The sequence below is a fragment of the Kribbella sp. NPDC023972 genome (assembly GCF_040639075.1).
GTDB lineage: Bacteria > Actinomycetota > Actinomycetes > Propionibacteriales > Kribbellaceae > Kribbella.
This window is the reverse complement of sequence record NZ_JBEZZH010000001.1, coordinates 300372-316140: the sequence shown is the minus strand read 5'-3', so window position 1 is coordinate 316140 and position 15769 is coordinate 300372. Positions and strand designations below refer to the sequence as shown.

Genomic DNA, 15769 nt, shown 5'->3' with positions numbered 1-15769 from the left:
AGGGCCCGTCGTACTCACTGGCCCCGGCGCCTGCGCGGGATGCCGCCCACCGCGGCCGGTGGGTACGACGCCCGCGACCTGAGCGGTTCACACCTTGGAGCGGTGCCCGGAGCCACCACGAGCGCGCCGGAGCGGACCAGAGCCTCAACCGCGGTCAAGAAGTCGTCGGCCGGAAGATCGACGATCCGGCCGAGTACGTCGAGGCGGACCCGCTCGCCGGCCACGGCGGCGGCGCTGAGCATCCGGTCTGCGTCGGGGTCGACCGAGCGGGTGTTGGCCACGCTCGCAGTGTGACCGGCTGTACACCACTCCGCCAGCCCCTCCGCCCTGACACCCCGGTTGCTCGTCGGCATTAGGTTTGACCGCATGACCTATCCGGAAAGCCGCCGCGACGATGTGGTCGAAACGCTGCACGGGCATCGGATCGCGGATCCGTACCGCTGGCTGGAAGACCCAGACTCACCCGACACCCGCGACTGGGTCACTCGGCAGAACGCCTTCACCGAGGCCGAGCTCGCGACCTATCCGGAGCGGGACTGGTTCCAGCGCACCATGTCCGCGATCCTGGCCCGGCCGCGGGCCGGCGTACCGGTGAAGAAGTCCGGCTGGTACTTCGTCGGCCGCAACGACGGCACCCAGGCGCAGGACGTGGTGTACGTCGCCGAGTCGCTCGACGAACTGGTCTCCGGCGGCCGGGTGCTGATCGACCCGAACACGTTGTCCGCCGACGGCACGGATTCGCTGGGCACGTTCACGATCAGCCCTGATGGCAAGTACTTCGCCTACGGCATCAACGAGAGCGGCAGCGACTGGACGACGTTCCGGCTGCTCGACATCGCCACCGGCACTCCTGTCGACGACGTGGTGACGGAAGCCAAGTTCTGCGAGGCCACGTGGTTGCCGGACAGTTCGGCGTACCTCTATCTGCACTACCCGGCGAGTGGCCGGAGTGAGGGCACCGAGACAAAGACGTTGTCCGGCGGCCGGTTGATGCTGCACAAGGTCGGTACGCCGCAGTCCGCGGACGAACTGGTGCTGGCGTTCCCGGAGAACGACCGCATCTTCATCACGCCCGAGGTGACCGAGGACGACCGGTACCTCGTCGTCCACATCACCGAAGGGACCGACCCGGCGACCCGGCTGTGGGTCTTCCCGATCACCTCGGACGACGGCATCGGCGAGCCGGTCAAGGTGGTGGACTACTTCGCGGACGAGATCACGTTCGTGCGGATGTCCGGTGACCGGCTGGTACTGCGGACGGATCGTGACGCCCCGCGCGGCCGGGTGGTGCTCGCGTCACTCGACGGTCGGTTCACCGATCTGATCCCGGAGGGCGACAGCGCCCTGCAGGCGGTCCGCGGTACGGCGAACGGTCTCGCGACGTTGAGTCTGGTCGACGCTCAGCCCGTGCTGACGCTGTACGCGCTGGACGGCTCCGGTGCGCGGGTCGTCGATGCGCCGGGCGGGGGAGTGGTGGGTCTGAACGCCTCGCCGGAGTACGACGAGCTCTTCGTCGGCCTGTCGACTCCCACCGACCCGACCCTCTCGTACGTCGTCTCGTCCTCGACCGGCGCCGTACGCGCACTGCCCTCGCTGGTCCGCGGGTCGGGTGGCTTCACGTCGCCGGCGATCACGATCGAGCGCCGGCTCGAGCCCGGCCGCGAGGTGCCGTACTTCCTGATCAGCCGTGCCGATCTGGACCACTCGTCACCGCGTCCGACGATGCTCTACGGGTACGGCGGCTTCCGCATCCCGATCCTGGCCGAGTACCGGCCCGGCTGGCCGGCCTGGCTGGCGGCAGGTGGTGTGCTGGTGATCGCGAATCTGCGCGGTGGTGGTGAGTACGGCAGCGACTGGCACGATGCGGGTCGGCTGAAGAACAAGCAGAACGTCTTCGACGACTTCATCGCCGTCGCCGGGCACCTGCGCGACACCGGGGTGACCACGCCGTCGCAGCTCGCCATCCACGGTCGCAGCAACGGCGGTCTGCTGGTCGGTGCCGTGATGACGCAGCGCCCGGACCTGTTCGCGGTCGCGCTGCCGGGCGTCGGCGTACTGGACATGCTCCGGTTCCACCTGTTCACGGTGGGGGCCGCGTGGACGTCCGACTTCGGGCACCCGGACGATCCGGACCAGTTCGAGGACCTGCTGGCGTACTCGCCGTTGCACCGGGTGCAGGAGGGCACGGCGTACCCGGCGACTCTCGTGGTCACCGGTGACCACGACGACCGGGTGGTGCCGCTGCACAGTCACAAGTTCATCGCCGCGTTGCAGCATGCCCAGTCCTCCGCCGAACCTGTCTTGACCCGGGTTGAGGTCAACACCGGTCACGGCTTCGGGAAACCCGCCGCGATGGTCGCGTCGGAATGGGCGGACCTACTGGCGTTCGCTGCTCACCACGTAGGCCTTGTACCTCCTGAGCAGTAGGAGGGCGGCTTGACTACCAGATCCGCGGGGCGTGGAGATCGCGGGGATCGTCGGCAGGCTGACAGCCGTGCGCCGACTCCTCGTACTCCGACCGGGGTCCGCTGGTGGCCAGCGTTCGGACGGCGTTGACGAGGCGGTCGACGTGCTCGCGCGTCGTACCGAGACCCAGGCTCGCCCGGACGGCTGTGCGGTGCTCGGGGGCGCCGGCCAGCAGGTGGCCGACCAGCGGGTGCGCACAGAACTTGCCGTCCCGGACACCGATGCCGTACTCCGCGCTCAGCGCCGCGGACACCAGCGTCGAGGTCAGCCCGGCGACGGTGAAACACACCGTGCCGACCCGATCCGCGTCCTGGCCGAAGAGCGAGTACGTCGTGACGCCGGGAATCTGAGCCAGACCGGTCCGAAGCCGGGCGAGCAGGCTGCGCTCATGCTGCTCGATCGCGTCGCGGTGCTTGCTGATCGCCGCACAGGCCGAGGCCAGCGCGATCGCGCCGATGACGTTGGGGGAGCCGCCCTCGTGCCGGGCCGGACCGGTCGCCCAGACCACGAGGTCATCGGTGACCGCGGTCGTGGCGCCACCGCCGTACAGGTAAGGCTCGGCGGCGTCCAGCCAGTCAGCGCGGCCGATCAGGGCACCGGCGCCGTACGGCGCGTAGAGCTTGTGGCCGGACAGCGCGACCCAGTCGACGTCGAGCTCGGCGATGTCGACCGGCCGGTGCGGCGCGAGCTGCGCCGCGTCCAGGCAGACCCGAGCGCCGTGGGCCCTGGCAACGGCCGCGATCTCGGCGATCGGGAAGATCTCGCCGGTGACGTTGGACGCGCCGGTCACGACGACGAGCCGCGGACCCTCGGGCGCCTTGCGCAGTGCGTCGGCAACGTTGCTCACGGCATCGTTCGGCGTGCTCGGCGCCTCGAGGCGCACGGTCCGCTCGGCCGGCCAGGGGAGGAGCGCTGCATGGTGCTCGGACTCGAACACGATCACGGTCGCGTCCGCCGGCACCGCGTGCGCGAGCAGGTTGAGCGCGTCGGTCGTCTGCCGGGTGAAGATCACCTGGTCGTCCGGCCGAGCGCCGACGAACGCGTGCACCTCGGCACGCGCCCGCTCGTACCACTGTGTGGTGATCCGCGAGGCGTACCCGTTGCCGCGGTGCACCGACGCGTACGACGGCAGCGCCGCCTCGACGCTCGCGCGCACCGACTCCAGGCACGGCGCACTGGCGCCGTGGTCGAAGTTGGCGTAGTCGGTGACCCGGCCGTCGGCCAGGGGGACCAGCAGGTCCGAACCCACCGTGGCGGGGATGCTGCCGGTCGCGAGCCGGGCCCCCGTAGGCCGCGGGGTCGTCGTACTGGCAGGCTCGAGGATGGAGAGAATCGACATGCTGCTGCTCCCAGGAAGTCCGCACTTGCCGAGCGGGGTATCCGCACGGCCTGGTCTTCACCCGGGGCACCCCACCGCGGAGGAGGGTTGCCGGCCAGCGAGCCGGGGCTTGACGCTGGCGCTCATGACCTGCCGAAGACGGTAACGAACGGGCTACGGTGAACGCCAGTGTCAATCTCATATGATGAGATGGACGAACACATTGTGGACGAGAGGAACGTAGTGACCTGGAGAGCACCCGCCGTCGAACGACCGGACGGCTCGCTGACCGCGCCCGAACGCGACCTGCTGCAGGGGTACCTGGACTTCTATCGCACCACCCTGCTGTTCAAGTGCGCCGGCCTGACCGCGGAGCAGTTGGCCGAGCGACCCTCGCCGCCGTCGACCCTCTCGCTGCTCGGGCTGATCCGGCATCTGACCAAGGTGGAGCGGATCTGGTTCCGGATCCACTTCGCCTCGGGGGAGCCGGCTGAGCCGGTGTTCCCGCTGGAGCTGGGCAAGGATGCGGACTTCGAGCTGATCGATCCGGCCGAGGCGCAGGCGGCGTACGACGGCTTGATCGCGGAGTGGAAGCTGTCCGACGAGGCCGCGGCCGGGCGATCGCTCGACGAGCGTTTCGCCTTCAAAGGCGTCGAGTCGACGCTCCGGATGATCTACCTCCACCTGATCGGCGAGTACGCCCGCCACTGCGGCCACGCCGACCTCCTCCGCGAACAACTGGACGGCACCACCGGCGCCTGACTGTTGCCGGCGACCTTCTGCGCTCGTAGTTGACCCGGCCTCGTTCTCGGCGGTCTGGCGGCGCTCGGGTGGTACGTCGTGCTGTGGCACCTGTTCCGGTGGCGGCGTCGTGACGCTACGGATGGGGCGGTGTGACCGGCGTGTGACACGTGTGACTCGAGAGGTAGTCGGGGTAGCCTGAGGGATATGGCGACCCGCACGTCTTCCCCGGCGCGGGCGCAGAAGTCAGCAGCCAACCGGCCGGGTACGGCGAGGTCGGCTGCTGGTGGACGCTCCCGTCCGTCAGGCGCCCAGAAGCGTGGGCAGAGCGCGAAGCGCGGTGGATCCACCGCTGCGCGGACCAGCACGCCCAAAAACAGCGGACCGGGCCCGTTCGCCGCCGCCATGCTCGCGCTCGGTCGCGGCATCGTGAAGATGTGGATCGGGATCGCCCACGTGCTCGGCGGCATGGTCCGCGGGATCGGCAACGGTGCCCGCGACCTCGACCCCGAGCACCGCCGCGACGGCGCCGGCCTGTTCCTGATCGGCCTGGCGGTCGTAGTGGCCGCCGCCATCTGGTGGGACCTGCCGGGAGCGGTCGGCCACGTCATCCGGGTCGTCGTCGGCGGCAGCGTCGGCATGCTCGGCTGGGCCGTCCCCCTGATGCTCCTGTTCACCGCCCTGCGCACCATGCGCGACCCGGACCGCAACGGCCCGGCCGGACGCCAGGTGATCGGCTGGACCACGTTCACCCTCGGTGTGCTCGGCCTGATCCACATCGCCAACGGCCTGCCGCGGCCCGGCAACCCCGCCGACGCCCCGATCCAGGAGGCCGGCGGCGCGATCGGGTACTTCATCTCGACCTTCCTGTCCGACCTGCTCACCCAGTACGTCGCCGCACCGCTGCTGGTCCTGCTGTCGATCTTCGGCGCGCTGGTGATCACCGGCACCCCGGTCTACGCGATCCCACTCCGGGTCCGCGCGGCGTTCGACGTACTGATGGGACGTACGGCGCTGCCGGAAGACGCACCGTCCGTCGCGACCGCGTCCAGCGACGACACCGTGCGGCTGACCCGCAAGGAGCGTCGCGCCAAGGCGGCTGCGATGGATGAGGACGGCGAGCCCGCGATCAAGCCGTACGACTCGCCGGTGCTCGAGGGGCGCGAGCTCACCAAGCGCGGCCGCAAGTCGAAGGCAGCTGCTCCCGCTCGTTCGGACGAGGACGCGTACGACGTCGACGCGGCGGCCGCCGTACCGTCGCCGTCCCCGGTCGTGCCCGGGCCCAAGTCTTCTGACTCGCCGCCGGAGCCGCCGCCGCACACGCCGCTGCCGCAGCGGGTCGAGCAGCTCAGCCTGTCCGGCGACATCACCTACACGCTGCCCGACGGGCAGATGCTCAAGCCCGGCTCGGTGCACAAGGCCCGGACAAAGGCCTCCGACGCTGTTGTCGACCGGCTGACCGAGGTGTTCGAGCAGTTCGGCATCGACGCCCAGGTCACCGGGTACACCCGCGGCCCGACCGTGACCCGGTACGAGGTCGAGCTGGGCTCGGCGGTGAAGGTCGAGAAGGTCACCGCGCTGTCGAAGAACATCGCTTACGCGGTCGCGTCGGCCGACGTACGCATCCTGTCGCCGATCCCGGGCAAGTCCGCGATCGGTATCGAGATCCCGAACACCGACAAGGAGATCGTCAGCCTCGGCGACGTGATCCGGTCGGCGACCGCCCGCAACGACCACCACCCGATGGTGGCCGGGCTCGGCAAGGACGTCGAGGGCGGTTTCGTCGTCGCCAACATGGCGAAGATGCCGCACCTGCTGGTCGCCGGTGCGACCGGTTCGGGTAAGTCGTCGTTCGTCAACTCGCTGATCACCTCGATCCTGATGCGGGCCACGCCGGACGAGGTGCGGATGATCCTGGTCGACCCCAAGCGGGTCGAGCTGAACAACTACGAGGGCATCCCGCACCTGATCACCCCGATCATCACCAACGCCAAGAAGGCCGCCGAGGCGCTGCAGTGGGTCGTCCGCGAGATGGACATGCGGTACGACGACCTGGCCGCGTTCGGGTTCCGGCACGTCGACGACTTCAACAAGGCGGTCCGCGGCGGCAAGGTGAAGCCGCCACCAGGTAGCGAGCGAGTGCTGTCGCCGTACCCCTATCTGCTCGTGATCGTCGACGAGCTGGCCGACCTGATGATGGTCGCCCCGCGCGACGTCGAGGACTCGATCGTCCGGATCACCCAGCTGGCCCGTGCGGCCGGTATCCACCTGGTGCTCGCCACCCAGCGGCCGTCGGTTGACGTCGTCACGGGTCTGATCAAGGCGAACGTGCCGTCGCGGCTCGCGTTCGCGACCTCGTCGCTGGCTGACAGCCGGGTCATCCTGGACCAGCCGGGTGCGGAGAAGCTGGTCGGCCAGGGTGACGGCCTGTTCCTGCCGATGGGCGCGAGCAAGCCGATGCGTATCCAGGGCGCCTGGGTGACCGAGTCCGAGATCCGCGGCGTGGTCGACCACTGCAAGGAGCAACTGCAGCCGACGTACCGCGAGGACGTCACCGCCGTGGCCGGGCCGAGCAAGGACCTCGACGACGAGATCGGCGACGACCTCGACCTGGTCGTGCAGGCGGCCGAGCTGATCGTCTCCACGCAGTTCGGCTCCACGTCGATGCTGCAGCGTAAGCTCCGGGTCGGTTTCGCCAAGGCGGGCCGGCTGATGGACATCCTGGAGAGCCGGGGAGTGGTCGGGCCGAGCGAGGGTTCCAAGGCCCGCGACGTCCTGGTGAAACCCGACGACCTAGAGGACTTCATCACCACCCTGCGAGGAGAGTGACGTGACCGCCGCGAGCGCACTGCCCAGACAGGAACGCTTTGACCTCGACCCCGAGCCCGTGCCGTTCACCATCCGCGCCTCCCAGAAGGTGCACGGCGGGCTCGCCCTCGGCGCCGCGCTGGTAGCGGTGGGCTTCGCCGCCTCCGCATCCACCAGCCCGACCGGCGTACTGCGCTGGATCGCCGCGGGTGCGTTCGCCGTACTGGCGCTGGTCTGTGCGCGAGCGCTGACGGTCGGGGACATGCTGGTGGCCGACGAGGTCGGGATCCGGCTGCGGATCGGCCACGACTGGATCGGAACCCGCTGGGAGGACATCGACCAGGTGACGGTGCTGAAGCGCCGGCACCCGCTGGACGACGGCAGGATCGCCGTCCATCTGCACGATCCGGGCCCGATCCTGGGCGCGATGCCGAGTTCGACTCGCAAGACAACCGATGCGAATCGTCGGTTGACCGGCTCGTCGCTCGCGGTACCGTTCGGGTTGACGGCTCGGCCGTCGAACGGGGAAGTGGTACAGGCACTGCACATGCTGGCGGATGCCAGGTGTCCGGTCAGGGAACAACTCTGACGCGTCCGTGACCCCGTCGTACCAAGGCCGTTGACTTGATGTCGGCGGTCCGGCTGTCGGCGTTTCGATGTCGACGGTCCGCGAACAGTCGGGCGATGGAGAGGACGGTGGGGACGTGAGCATCGGCAGCGAGCTCACGGCGGCCCGCGAACGGGCCGACATGACGATCGAGCAGCTGAGCGCCGCGACCCGGATCAGAACGGGCCTGCTCGTCGCCATGGAGGCCGATGACTTCTCCCGCTGTGGCGGGACGTTCTACGCCCGCGGCCACATCCGCGCGATCGCCCGCGTGGTCAAAGCGGACCCGGCGCCGCTGCTGGCCACCTTCGACGCCGAACACGCCGTCGAGGAGGACAAGTCCCGCCGCGAGGAACGCGCCTCCCTCAAGGGCCCGACCCTGCACCCGGCCCGGCCCCGCTGGGCCGTCGTGGTCGGCGCGATCCTGATCGGCCTGATGGGCTGGGGCATGGTTCGCCTCTTCACACTCCCCAGCGACGTCGAGGCCAACGCCGCCAAGACCGCCTCGACCCCGGTCGTCACCCCGGTGATCCCGAAGGCGACCCCGACGCCGACGGTCAAACCCACCAAGCGCAAGGCGACCAAGCCCCCGGTCCCCGCCAAGACCAAGCTCACCCTCACCGCGAAAGGCGACGGCTCCTACGTGACCGTCCGCGACAAGAAGGGCAAACGCCTCTTCCAGGGCCTTCTCGGCCCCGGCACCTCCCAAACCATCACCGCCACCGGCGACCTCCGAGTCTCCGCAGGTGTCCCCGCCAACCTCTCCATCACCGTCAACAACCACACCCACTCCACCAAGCTCTACCGCTTCACCGCCCACCCCAACGGCACCCTCACCAAACCCGAATAACCCCCACCCATCACTGTCCAAGCCCTGCCCACCCACGGCAGCCCGGCCTCCCGCAGGCATCCCGGGTCGAACCCGAGCCCCCGCCACCCACAGCCGCCCGACCTCAGACAGGCATCCCGGCACAACCCCGAGGTCCCGCCCCTGCGCCGTTCGCGCCGTACGCCACCCCGGCTCCAGCGGCTAACTCTCGCGACCGCCACCTGCTCCGCCTGACACCGCGCGGCCGCAGTCACCACCATCGTGCTCCGGCTGACACCGCCGGCTGTTGCCGCCACCACGCCTTGCGCCCAGCGCATCGCCTGCCAGCACGCTCGTGTGCGAGCCCCAGCACAACCTGCTGGAAAGGGTCCGGGTGGGGTTGGGCGATGTGGTGGTGAGTTAGGTCGGGGCGTGGGCGGCGCGTCATACTCGGGGGGATGACTACGCAACCCACCACCGTCGCCCTGGTCACGCTGGGCTGTGCCCGCAACGACGTCGACTCCGAGGAACTGGCCGGCCGACTCGAAGCCGGTGGATTCCGGCTGGTCGAGGACGCGGCCGAAGCGGACACCGTGGTGGTGAACACCTGTGGGTTCGTCGAAGCAGCCAAGAAGGACTCCGTCGACACCCTCCTCGCGGCGGCCGACTACAAGGACGCCGGCCGCACCCAGGCAGTCGTCGCGGTCGGTTGCCTCGCCGAGCGGTACGGGGAACAACTCGCCGAAGCTCTCCCCGAAACCGACGCGGTCCTCAGCTTCGACGACTACGCCGACATCTCGGACCGCCTCCGCTCGATCCTCTCCGGCACCAAGCACCAACCGCACGTCCCGCGCGACCGCCGCAAGCTCCTCCCACTGGCCCCCGCCGACCGCGCCACCAGCACCGCCGTAGCCATCCCCGGCCACGGCGACCACATCCCCCAACAACTCAAGGGCAGAACAACACCGTCCTCTGCCACGCAGCCGGCTGGTACGTCGGCCTCTGGGACTCAATCAGGCGGGTCTGCGGTCTCCAGCACCCAGGTTGCTGGCTCGCAAGATGCTGGCACGCAGCTCGGCGGTACTACGGGCGCCGGAAATCCAGCCGCGGCTGCAAGAGCGCTCGGCGGCCCGTCGACCGCAGCGGAGCGTGAGAGCGAGGGCCGGGCGGCATCCGCCGACGGCTCTGGGACCGGGTTCGAGCTCACCATCGAAGCGCCTGATCTGCCCTCGGCGCCGGCGAGTGGGCCTCGTGTAGTACGGCGGCGCCTGGACGGCGGCCCGATGGCGCCGTTGAAGCTGGCGTCCGGGTGCGACCGGCGGTGCGCGTTCTGCGCGATCCCGATGTTCCGCGGTGCGTTCGTCTCGCGCCGGCCGACCGAGGTACTCGGCGAAGCCCACTGGCTCGCGGAGAACGGCGTACGCGAACTCTTCCTCGTCTCAGAGAACTCCACTTCGTACGGCAAGGACCTCGGCGACCTCCGCCTGCTCGAGACGCTCGTCGGCGACCTCGCCGAGGTACCGCGCATCACCCGCGTCCGGGTCTCGTACCTGCAGCCCGCCGAGATGCGCCCGACGCTGATCTCAGCGATGACGTCGACGCCAGGCGTCGTACCGTACTTCGATCTCTCCTTCCAGCACGCCTCCGGCCCGCTCCTGCGCCGTATGCGCCGCTTCGGTGACGCGGAGCGCTTCCTGGACCTCATCGCGCAGGTCCGCGCGGCCGCACCGTCGGCGGGCATCCGGAGCAACGTGATCGTCGGCTTCCCTGGGGAGACCGAGGAAGACGTCGACATCCTGTGCGACTTCCTTTCCCGCGCCGGCCTCGACGCGATCGGTGTGTTCGGCTACTCGGACGAGGACGGCACCGAGGCCGAGACGTACGACGGCAAGCTCGACGAGGACACCATCGCCGCCCGCCTGGACCGCGTCACCCGCCTCGCCGAAGACCTCACCTCGGCCCGAGCCGAATCCCGCATCGGCGAACTCGTAGAAGTTCTCATCGAATCCATCGACCCCGAGTCCGACCTTCCAGTAGAAGCCGGGGCCGACCTCTCGGTCGAGGCGCGTACCGCCGAGGGGCGGGCCGCTCATCAGGGGCCGGAGGTGGATGGGTCTACCTCGGTGACTGGGCTTCCGGCGGGCGTGCGGATCGGTGACTTGGTGACGGCGAAGGTGGTCGGGAGCGACGGTGTTGATCTGATCGCCGAGTTCGCGGCACTCGTGAACCCCCGGGACGGCCTTCCGGCAGCTAACCTGACCGCGTGACCAACCCGCCGACGAACCCGGTGCCGCGCGCAGCCACCGGTCCGCTCAGCGCGCCCAGCGCCTGGAACGTGGCCAACGCGCTCACGGTCCTACGGCTGATCCTGGTGCCGCTGTTCGTCTGGTTGCTGCTGCGTGACGCCGGCACCGACGACGGCAACCGGCTGCTCGCCACCGCCGCGTTCGTGGTCGCGATCGTCACCGACCGCTTCGACGGCGACATCGCGCGCCGGTGGAACCTGGTCACGAACTTCGGCAAGATCGCCGACCCGATCGCCGACAAGGCGCTCACCGGAGCCGCCTTCATCTGCTTGTCCCTCCTCGGCGAACTGCCATGGTGGGTCACCGTGCTGGTGATGGTCCGCGAGTGGGGTGTGACCGTACTGCGGTTCTGGGTGATCCGGCACGGGGTCATGCCGGCCAGTCGTGGCGGCAAGCTGAAGACCGTTCTGCAGGCGATCGCGCTAGGTCTCTACCTCCTTCCGTGGCAATCGGTGGCAGTCCTCCACTGGACCGCCGTCGCCTTCATGGGCGCCGCAGTCATCGTGACCATCGTCACCGGCCTCGACTACGTAGGCCGAGCCGTCCGCCTCCGCGCCGCCGCCAAACGCCCCCTCCCATGACCTCGGTGGTTAGCACTGAAGCCGACACGGGTGCTGATCTGAGAAGTGGAGTTCGCGGCCCTGGCCGCTGCGCGAGACGAAGCTAACCCCGTGCTTGCTGGGAGAGATGGCGCTGACGGAGTGCATGGCGGGGCCGCGGCGCACGCGACTACGGCCGACCTGACCGCCCGCGAGATGAGTGCTGCTAGTTCTTCCGCTTCGACGGGGTTGCTGGGATACCTGGTGGGGTGACAGGGCTGAGCTGGTGCCTGGGTGGGAGTCAGGACTGACGGGGTACCTGGCGCGGTTGATGGGACTGCCCCTGGTGCTTGGTCGGGGAGTCAGGACTGCCCGGGCACCTGACGCGGCTGACACGGCTGCCGGGGAACTTGGCGGGGTGCCGGGGTCCGCGGCGGGGAGGCGGGACTGACTGGGTACCTGGCGGGGGTGACTGCCATGACCCGGTGCTTGGTCTAGGAGTCGGGACTGACCGTGTCTGACGCGGCTAGCAGGGTTGCCAGGAACTCGGCGGGGGTGACGGGACTGACGCGGTCCCCGCGGGGGTGACGGGGCTGACGGGGTCCCCGGTGGGGGTGACGGGGCTGACGGGGTTGGCGGGGTCCCCGGTGGGGGTGACGGGGCTGACGGGGTCCCCGGTGGGGAGTCGGGACTCACCCGGGTACCTGGAGGGCGAGTCGGACTGACCGGTTGCCTGGCGGGGATGAAGGCACTGACTTGGTACTGGTCGGGGGTCGGGGCTGACGGGTAGCTGGCGCGGGTGAGGGCCCTGAGGGGTACTTGCCCGGCGGTGAGGGCCCTGACGGGTACGTGGCTGGGGCGACGGGGCTGCTGGGTTACTTGGGGGCGTCACGGGCTGACGGTGTGCTCGGCGGGACAGTCACGGCTGGCCGGGTACCTTGCGGGTGACGGCTCAGACCGAGCGTGGCTTGGTCAACGAGGCTGAGCGGGTATTTCTCGGAGGAGGCGAGTTGGAGGCGGTGCTGGAGCGGTTGGTGGGGCTGCTGAAGAGTCGAGGCGAGACACTTGCCACGGCGGAGTCGCTGACTGGTGGGCTGGTCGGGGCAGCGCTGACCGACGTACCTGGTGTGTCGGCTGTCTACCGCGGTGGTGTGATCGTTTACGCCACGGACCTCAAGGCCAAGCTTGCGGGCGTGCCTGACGACCTTCTGGCCGCTGTGGGACCGGTGCACCCGGATACGGCCGCAGCACTGGCTAGGGGCGTCCGGGAGCGGCTGAACGCCACCTACGGCCTCGCAACGACCGGTGTGGCCGGACCGGACCCCCAGGCTGGGGTGGAGGCCGGCACTGTATACGTCGCAGCCGCTGGACCAGACGCGGTCGAAGTGCGCAAGCTAGAGCTGAGCGGGGATCGGGCAGCCATCCGCAGAGGGAGCGTGCAGGCAGTTCTGGAACTCGCCGCGGCGCTGGTGGCGGAAGAACTCGACTGACCGGGGTGTTGAGACCACCATGGGGACAGGTAAGGCAGACTGGCACGGCGCACCGAAGGTGGACATTGCGAGGAGTAGTGACCCAGCAACGGGTACCGTTGGTTCCTACGGTCGAGCTACCGTGCGAGTAGAGACGACCGGACAGGCGGAAGGGAGAAACCTCATGGTGCTGGTTCGTGGCCTGCTGGGCGACGTCCTGCGGCGTAAGCGGCTGCGCCAGGGGCGCACTCTCCGCGAGGTATCCGCCGATGCCCGAGTGAGTCTGGGCTACCTGTCCGAGGTCGAGCGCGGGCAGAAGGAAGCCTCCAGCGAGCTGCTGGCGGCGATCTGCATGGCGCTGGACGTCCCGTTGTCCACGATCTTCGCCGAGGTCAGCGAAGACCTGGCCCGCGAAGAGGCCCTGGTCCTGGCCCACCCGACCATCGAGCCCGAAGTCGCCTCCGCCGCCTGACCCAACGGCCTGGCCTCCCGCGCCGCCCGACCTGACGGGCTGACCACCTGCGCGGCCGGATCCGACGATCCGGGCCTCCACTTGACGAGGCATTGTCGACCCCGTGAGGACGCACGTGCCGACCGCTGCCGTGCTGGAATGCCCGTCGATGGCTATCTGGCGGTGCAAGTCGACCAGCCGCAGCAGGGGAACTCTGGCAGCGACCGCTGTACCGTCCGAGTCGCTGAGCGCGAGCACTGAGACTCGATCTGCGATCGCGCCTGTGAGGGCGCATGCCCGCTTGACCGACCTGGACGATGCGGCGCTCATCAGTCGTCCTCCCTGCGTGTCGGCGCTGTGAGGGCCGCCTGGATCAGGCCGTTCCGGCTTGGCCAGATCAGTTGCAGGGCCGGAAGTGGGTCGTCGCCTGGCTGCCGGAACATGGTGTTCGCAGTGAACAGATGTGTCGCCGAGTCCGGAAAGCGGAGCAACTCCGCCCGCTCCGGCGGCGGGAAGTACGCCGACAAGTCATCGCCCTCGTCGAACACCTCGCCGGTCTGCACTGCCCACACCAGCGGTTTGAGCCCGAGGTAGATCCAGTCCGGGTCGGGGTCGAAGGCGATGATCTCCGGGTGGTCGTACAGGCTGAGGCCCAGCGTGTACCCGAAGGCGGGATTGCGTACGCCGTCACCCTCGACGAACTGCATGGTCCAGCCGTACGTCAGGATGTTCCGGCGCAGGCGCTGCGAGTACTGCTCGTCGGCCAGGCCACCACACGCGTCACACATGAACTTCTCCTCTCGCTCGAACAGGTGTTCGATACGCCGGAGAAGATATCCGCCTTCCACCCCGCGTCTGCGGTTGTCCACAGGCGAGTACCGGGCTGCTGAGCTCCTGTGCCTCGCGAAACCCAGCCGCCCAAAGCTGCCCGCTCAGCCTGGCAAGCCGAGGCTGCGGGCTCGCTGTGCGCCGAGGCGTGGATGGTGCCCGGAGTGCGGTGGCGCCCGGAGCAGAGTTACCGGGACTCGGGTGAACCCGGTGCGAGGCTGATGGATCCGCGGATGCCGGATCCGAGTTCTGCGCGGTTGGGGCGCAGCCGGGGTGCCAGGGACGCCGAGGTGGGGTGGGGCGCGCTGCGTGGTGTGTGTGCGGGGGGAGCCGAGCAGGCGAGGGCCGGACGTCGGAGGGAGCCGAGCAGGCGAGGGCCGGACGTCGGAGGGAGCCGAGCAGGCGAGGGCCGGACGTCGGAGGGAGCCGGGAATCGCTGGCGTGCGGGGCGTGGGGCGCGAGGGACCGAGCCGGGGCGCGAGGACGCCGGGAAGCCGGCATGCGGCAGGCGGCGCGCGGGAGCCCGGACCGTGAGTGAGCCCGAGGTGAGAGGGCCGCCTCAGGGCGTGGTGGTTGGTCGCAGGGCTGATGGAATCGTGGGTGTGCCGGGGCTGGGGGTTGGGGCTTTGGTCGTTGCGGTCAGGTTGTTTCGGGTTGGCAGGTTGGGCACCAGTAGGTGATTCGGTCTCGGGAAGGTTCGCCGATCGAGGCGGACTGGATTGTGGTGCCGCAGCGGCGGCAGGGCTTGCCTGCTCGTTCGAAGACCCAGGAGCGTTGGCCGGGTCGGTCGATGCCGGTGCTGACCTGCGTCCCGTTGCGCACGTTCGACTTCATCAGCCGCCGACTCAGGTCGACCGCCGCGGCGACGTCGACCGACGAGACTGGTCGCCACGGATGCAGACCGAGAAGGAAGCAGACCTCGGTGCGGTAGAAGTTGCCGATGCCGGCCAGGTTCCGCTGGTCGAGGAGCGCCTCGCTGATGGTTCGCGCCGGCTCGGCGTCGATGTTGGCGATCGCCTGCGCGCGATCGAACGACGGTGACAGCAGGTCCGGCCCAAGGTGCCCGACGACGCTGTCCTCGGCGTCGGTCGCGACCAGTTCGAGCACCGGCAGGCGATAGCCGACGGCTGTCCAGGCTGCGGTCTCCAGCACCGCACGGACCTGATGGTCCGGTCCGCCCCGCCACCGCTCGCCCGGCCGGTACAGGTGCCAGCTTCCGTCCATCCGGAAGTGGCTGTGCACGGTCACCCCACCGGAAACCCGCATCAGCAGATGCTTGCCACGCGCAACCACCTCGAGGACCGTCCGCCCGCTGAGGTCCGTCGTCGCCAAGGCAGGCACACGGAAGTCGGTCCGGACCAGCTCCTGCCCGCCCAACGCCTGGTCCAATCGCTGACAGGCCCGCCAGACAGTATCGCCCTCAGGCAT

13 protein-coding genes and 1 riboswitch are annotated in these 15769 nt (G+C 69.5%); of the genes, 9 read left to right on the top strand and 4 right to left on the bottom strand.

Annotation, left to right across the window (positions count from 1 at the left end; translation table 11 throughout):
* Window positions 1-14 precede the first annotated feature (14 nt).
* Entirely contained in the window at window positions 15-281 is a 267-nt protein-coding gene (locus AB0F43_RS01410; protein ID WP_360469008.1) for a hypothetical protein, read from the bottom strand.
* Between the two features lie 85 nt (window positions 282-366).
* Between AB0F43_RS01410 and AB0F43_RS01405 the strand changes: the two genes are divergently transcribed.
* Window positions 367-2427, top strand: coding sequence for a prolyl oligopeptidase family serine peptidase (locus AB0F43_RS01405; protein ID WP_360469005.1), 2061 nt, complete (start codon window positions 367-369; stop codon window positions 2425-2427).
* Between the two features lie 13 nt (window positions 2428-2440).
* Here the strand turns inward: AB0F43_RS01405 and AB0F43_RS01400 are convergent, their stop codons facing one another.
* Window positions 2441-3805: an aminotransferase class V-fold PLP-dependent enzyme gene (locus AB0F43_RS01400; protein WP_360469003.1), complete on the bottom strand. Its 1365-nt coding sequence runs from the start codon at window positions 3803-3805 to the stop codon at window positions 2441-2443.
* A gap of 16 nt (window positions 3806-3821) precedes the next feature.
* Window positions 3822-3935, bottom strand: a riboswitch (SAM riboswitch).
* 92 nt (window positions 3936-4027) lie between these two features.
* Here AB0F43_RS01400 and AB0F43_RS01395 point away from each other — a divergent pair.
* The 8 genes from AB0F43_RS01395 to AB0F43_RS01360 all read left to right on the top strand — a co-directional run bounded on the left by AB0F43_RS01395 (window position 4028) and on the right by AB0F43_RS01360 (window position 13534).
* On the top strand, window positions 4028-4546 hold the full coding sequence (locus AB0F43_RS01395; RefSeq protein ID WP_360469001.1) for a DinB family protein: 519 nt from the start codon (window positions 4028-4030) through the stop codon (window positions 4544-4546).
* Between the two features lie 186 nt (window positions 4547-4732).
* The gene (locus AB0F43_RS01390) at window positions 4733-7354 is read left to right on the top strand and encodes a DNA translocase FtsK 4TM domain-containing protein (RefSeq protein WP_360468998.1); all 2622 of its coding nucleotides are present in this window, start codon (window positions 4733-4735) and stop codon (window positions 7352-7354) included.
* Between the two features lies 1 nt (window position 7355).
* On the top strand, window positions 7356-7922 hold the full coding sequence (locus AB0F43_RS01385; protein WP_360468996.1) for a hypothetical protein: 567 nt from the start codon (window positions 7356-7358) through the stop codon (window positions 7920-7922).
* A gap of 115 nt (window positions 7923-8037) precedes the next feature.
* On the top strand, window positions 8038-8790 hold the full coding sequence (locus AB0F43_RS01380; protein WP_360468993.1) for a RodZ domain-containing protein: 753 nt from the start codon (window positions 8038-8040) through the stop codon (window positions 8788-8790).
* Window positions 8791-9206: 416 nt separating this feature from the next.
* Complete coding sequence (locus tag AB0F43_RS01375) at window positions 9207-11015, top strand: radical SAM protein (protein ID WP_360468991.1); 1809 nt, start codon at window positions 9207-9209, stop codon at window positions 11013-11015.
* On the top strand, window positions 11012-11635 hold the full coding sequence (pgsA, locus tag AB0F43_RS01370) for a CDP-diacylglycerol--glycerol-3-phosphate 3-phosphatidyltransferase (RefSeq protein WP_360468988.1): 624 nt from the start codon (window positions 11012-11014) through the stop codon (window positions 11633-11635). Before AB0F43_RS01375 ends, pgsA begins: the two co-directional genes overlap by 4 nt.
* A 977-nt stretch (window positions 11636-12612) precedes the next feature.
* Complete coding sequence (locus AB0F43_RS01365) at window positions 12613-13083, top strand: CinA family protein (protein ID WP_360472972.1); 471 nt, start codon at window positions 12613-12615, stop codon at window positions 13081-13083.
* A gap of 163 nt (window positions 13084-13246) precedes the next feature.
* Complete coding sequence (locus AB0F43_RS01360) at window positions 13247-13534, top strand: helix-turn-helix transcriptional regulator (protein ID WP_360468985.1); 288 nt, start codon at window positions 13247-13249, stop codon at window positions 13532-13534.
* A 308-nt stretch (window positions 13535-13842) separates the two neighbouring features.
* On the opposite strand, the gene AB0F43_RS01355 is transcribed toward AB0F43_RS01360, so the two are convergent.
* Window positions 13843-14301, bottom strand: a complete 459-nt coding sequence (locus tag AB0F43_RS01355) for a DUF4262 domain-containing protein (RefSeq protein ID WP_360468982.1) — start codon at window positions 14299-14301, stop codon at window positions 13843-13845.
* Window positions 14302-14980: 679 nt separating this feature from the next.
* Window positions 14981-15769, bottom strand: a complete 789-nt coding sequence (locus tag AB0F43_RS01350; protein WP_360468980.1) for a DNA-formamidopyrimidine glycosylase family protein — start codon at window positions 15767-15769, stop codon at window positions 14981-14983.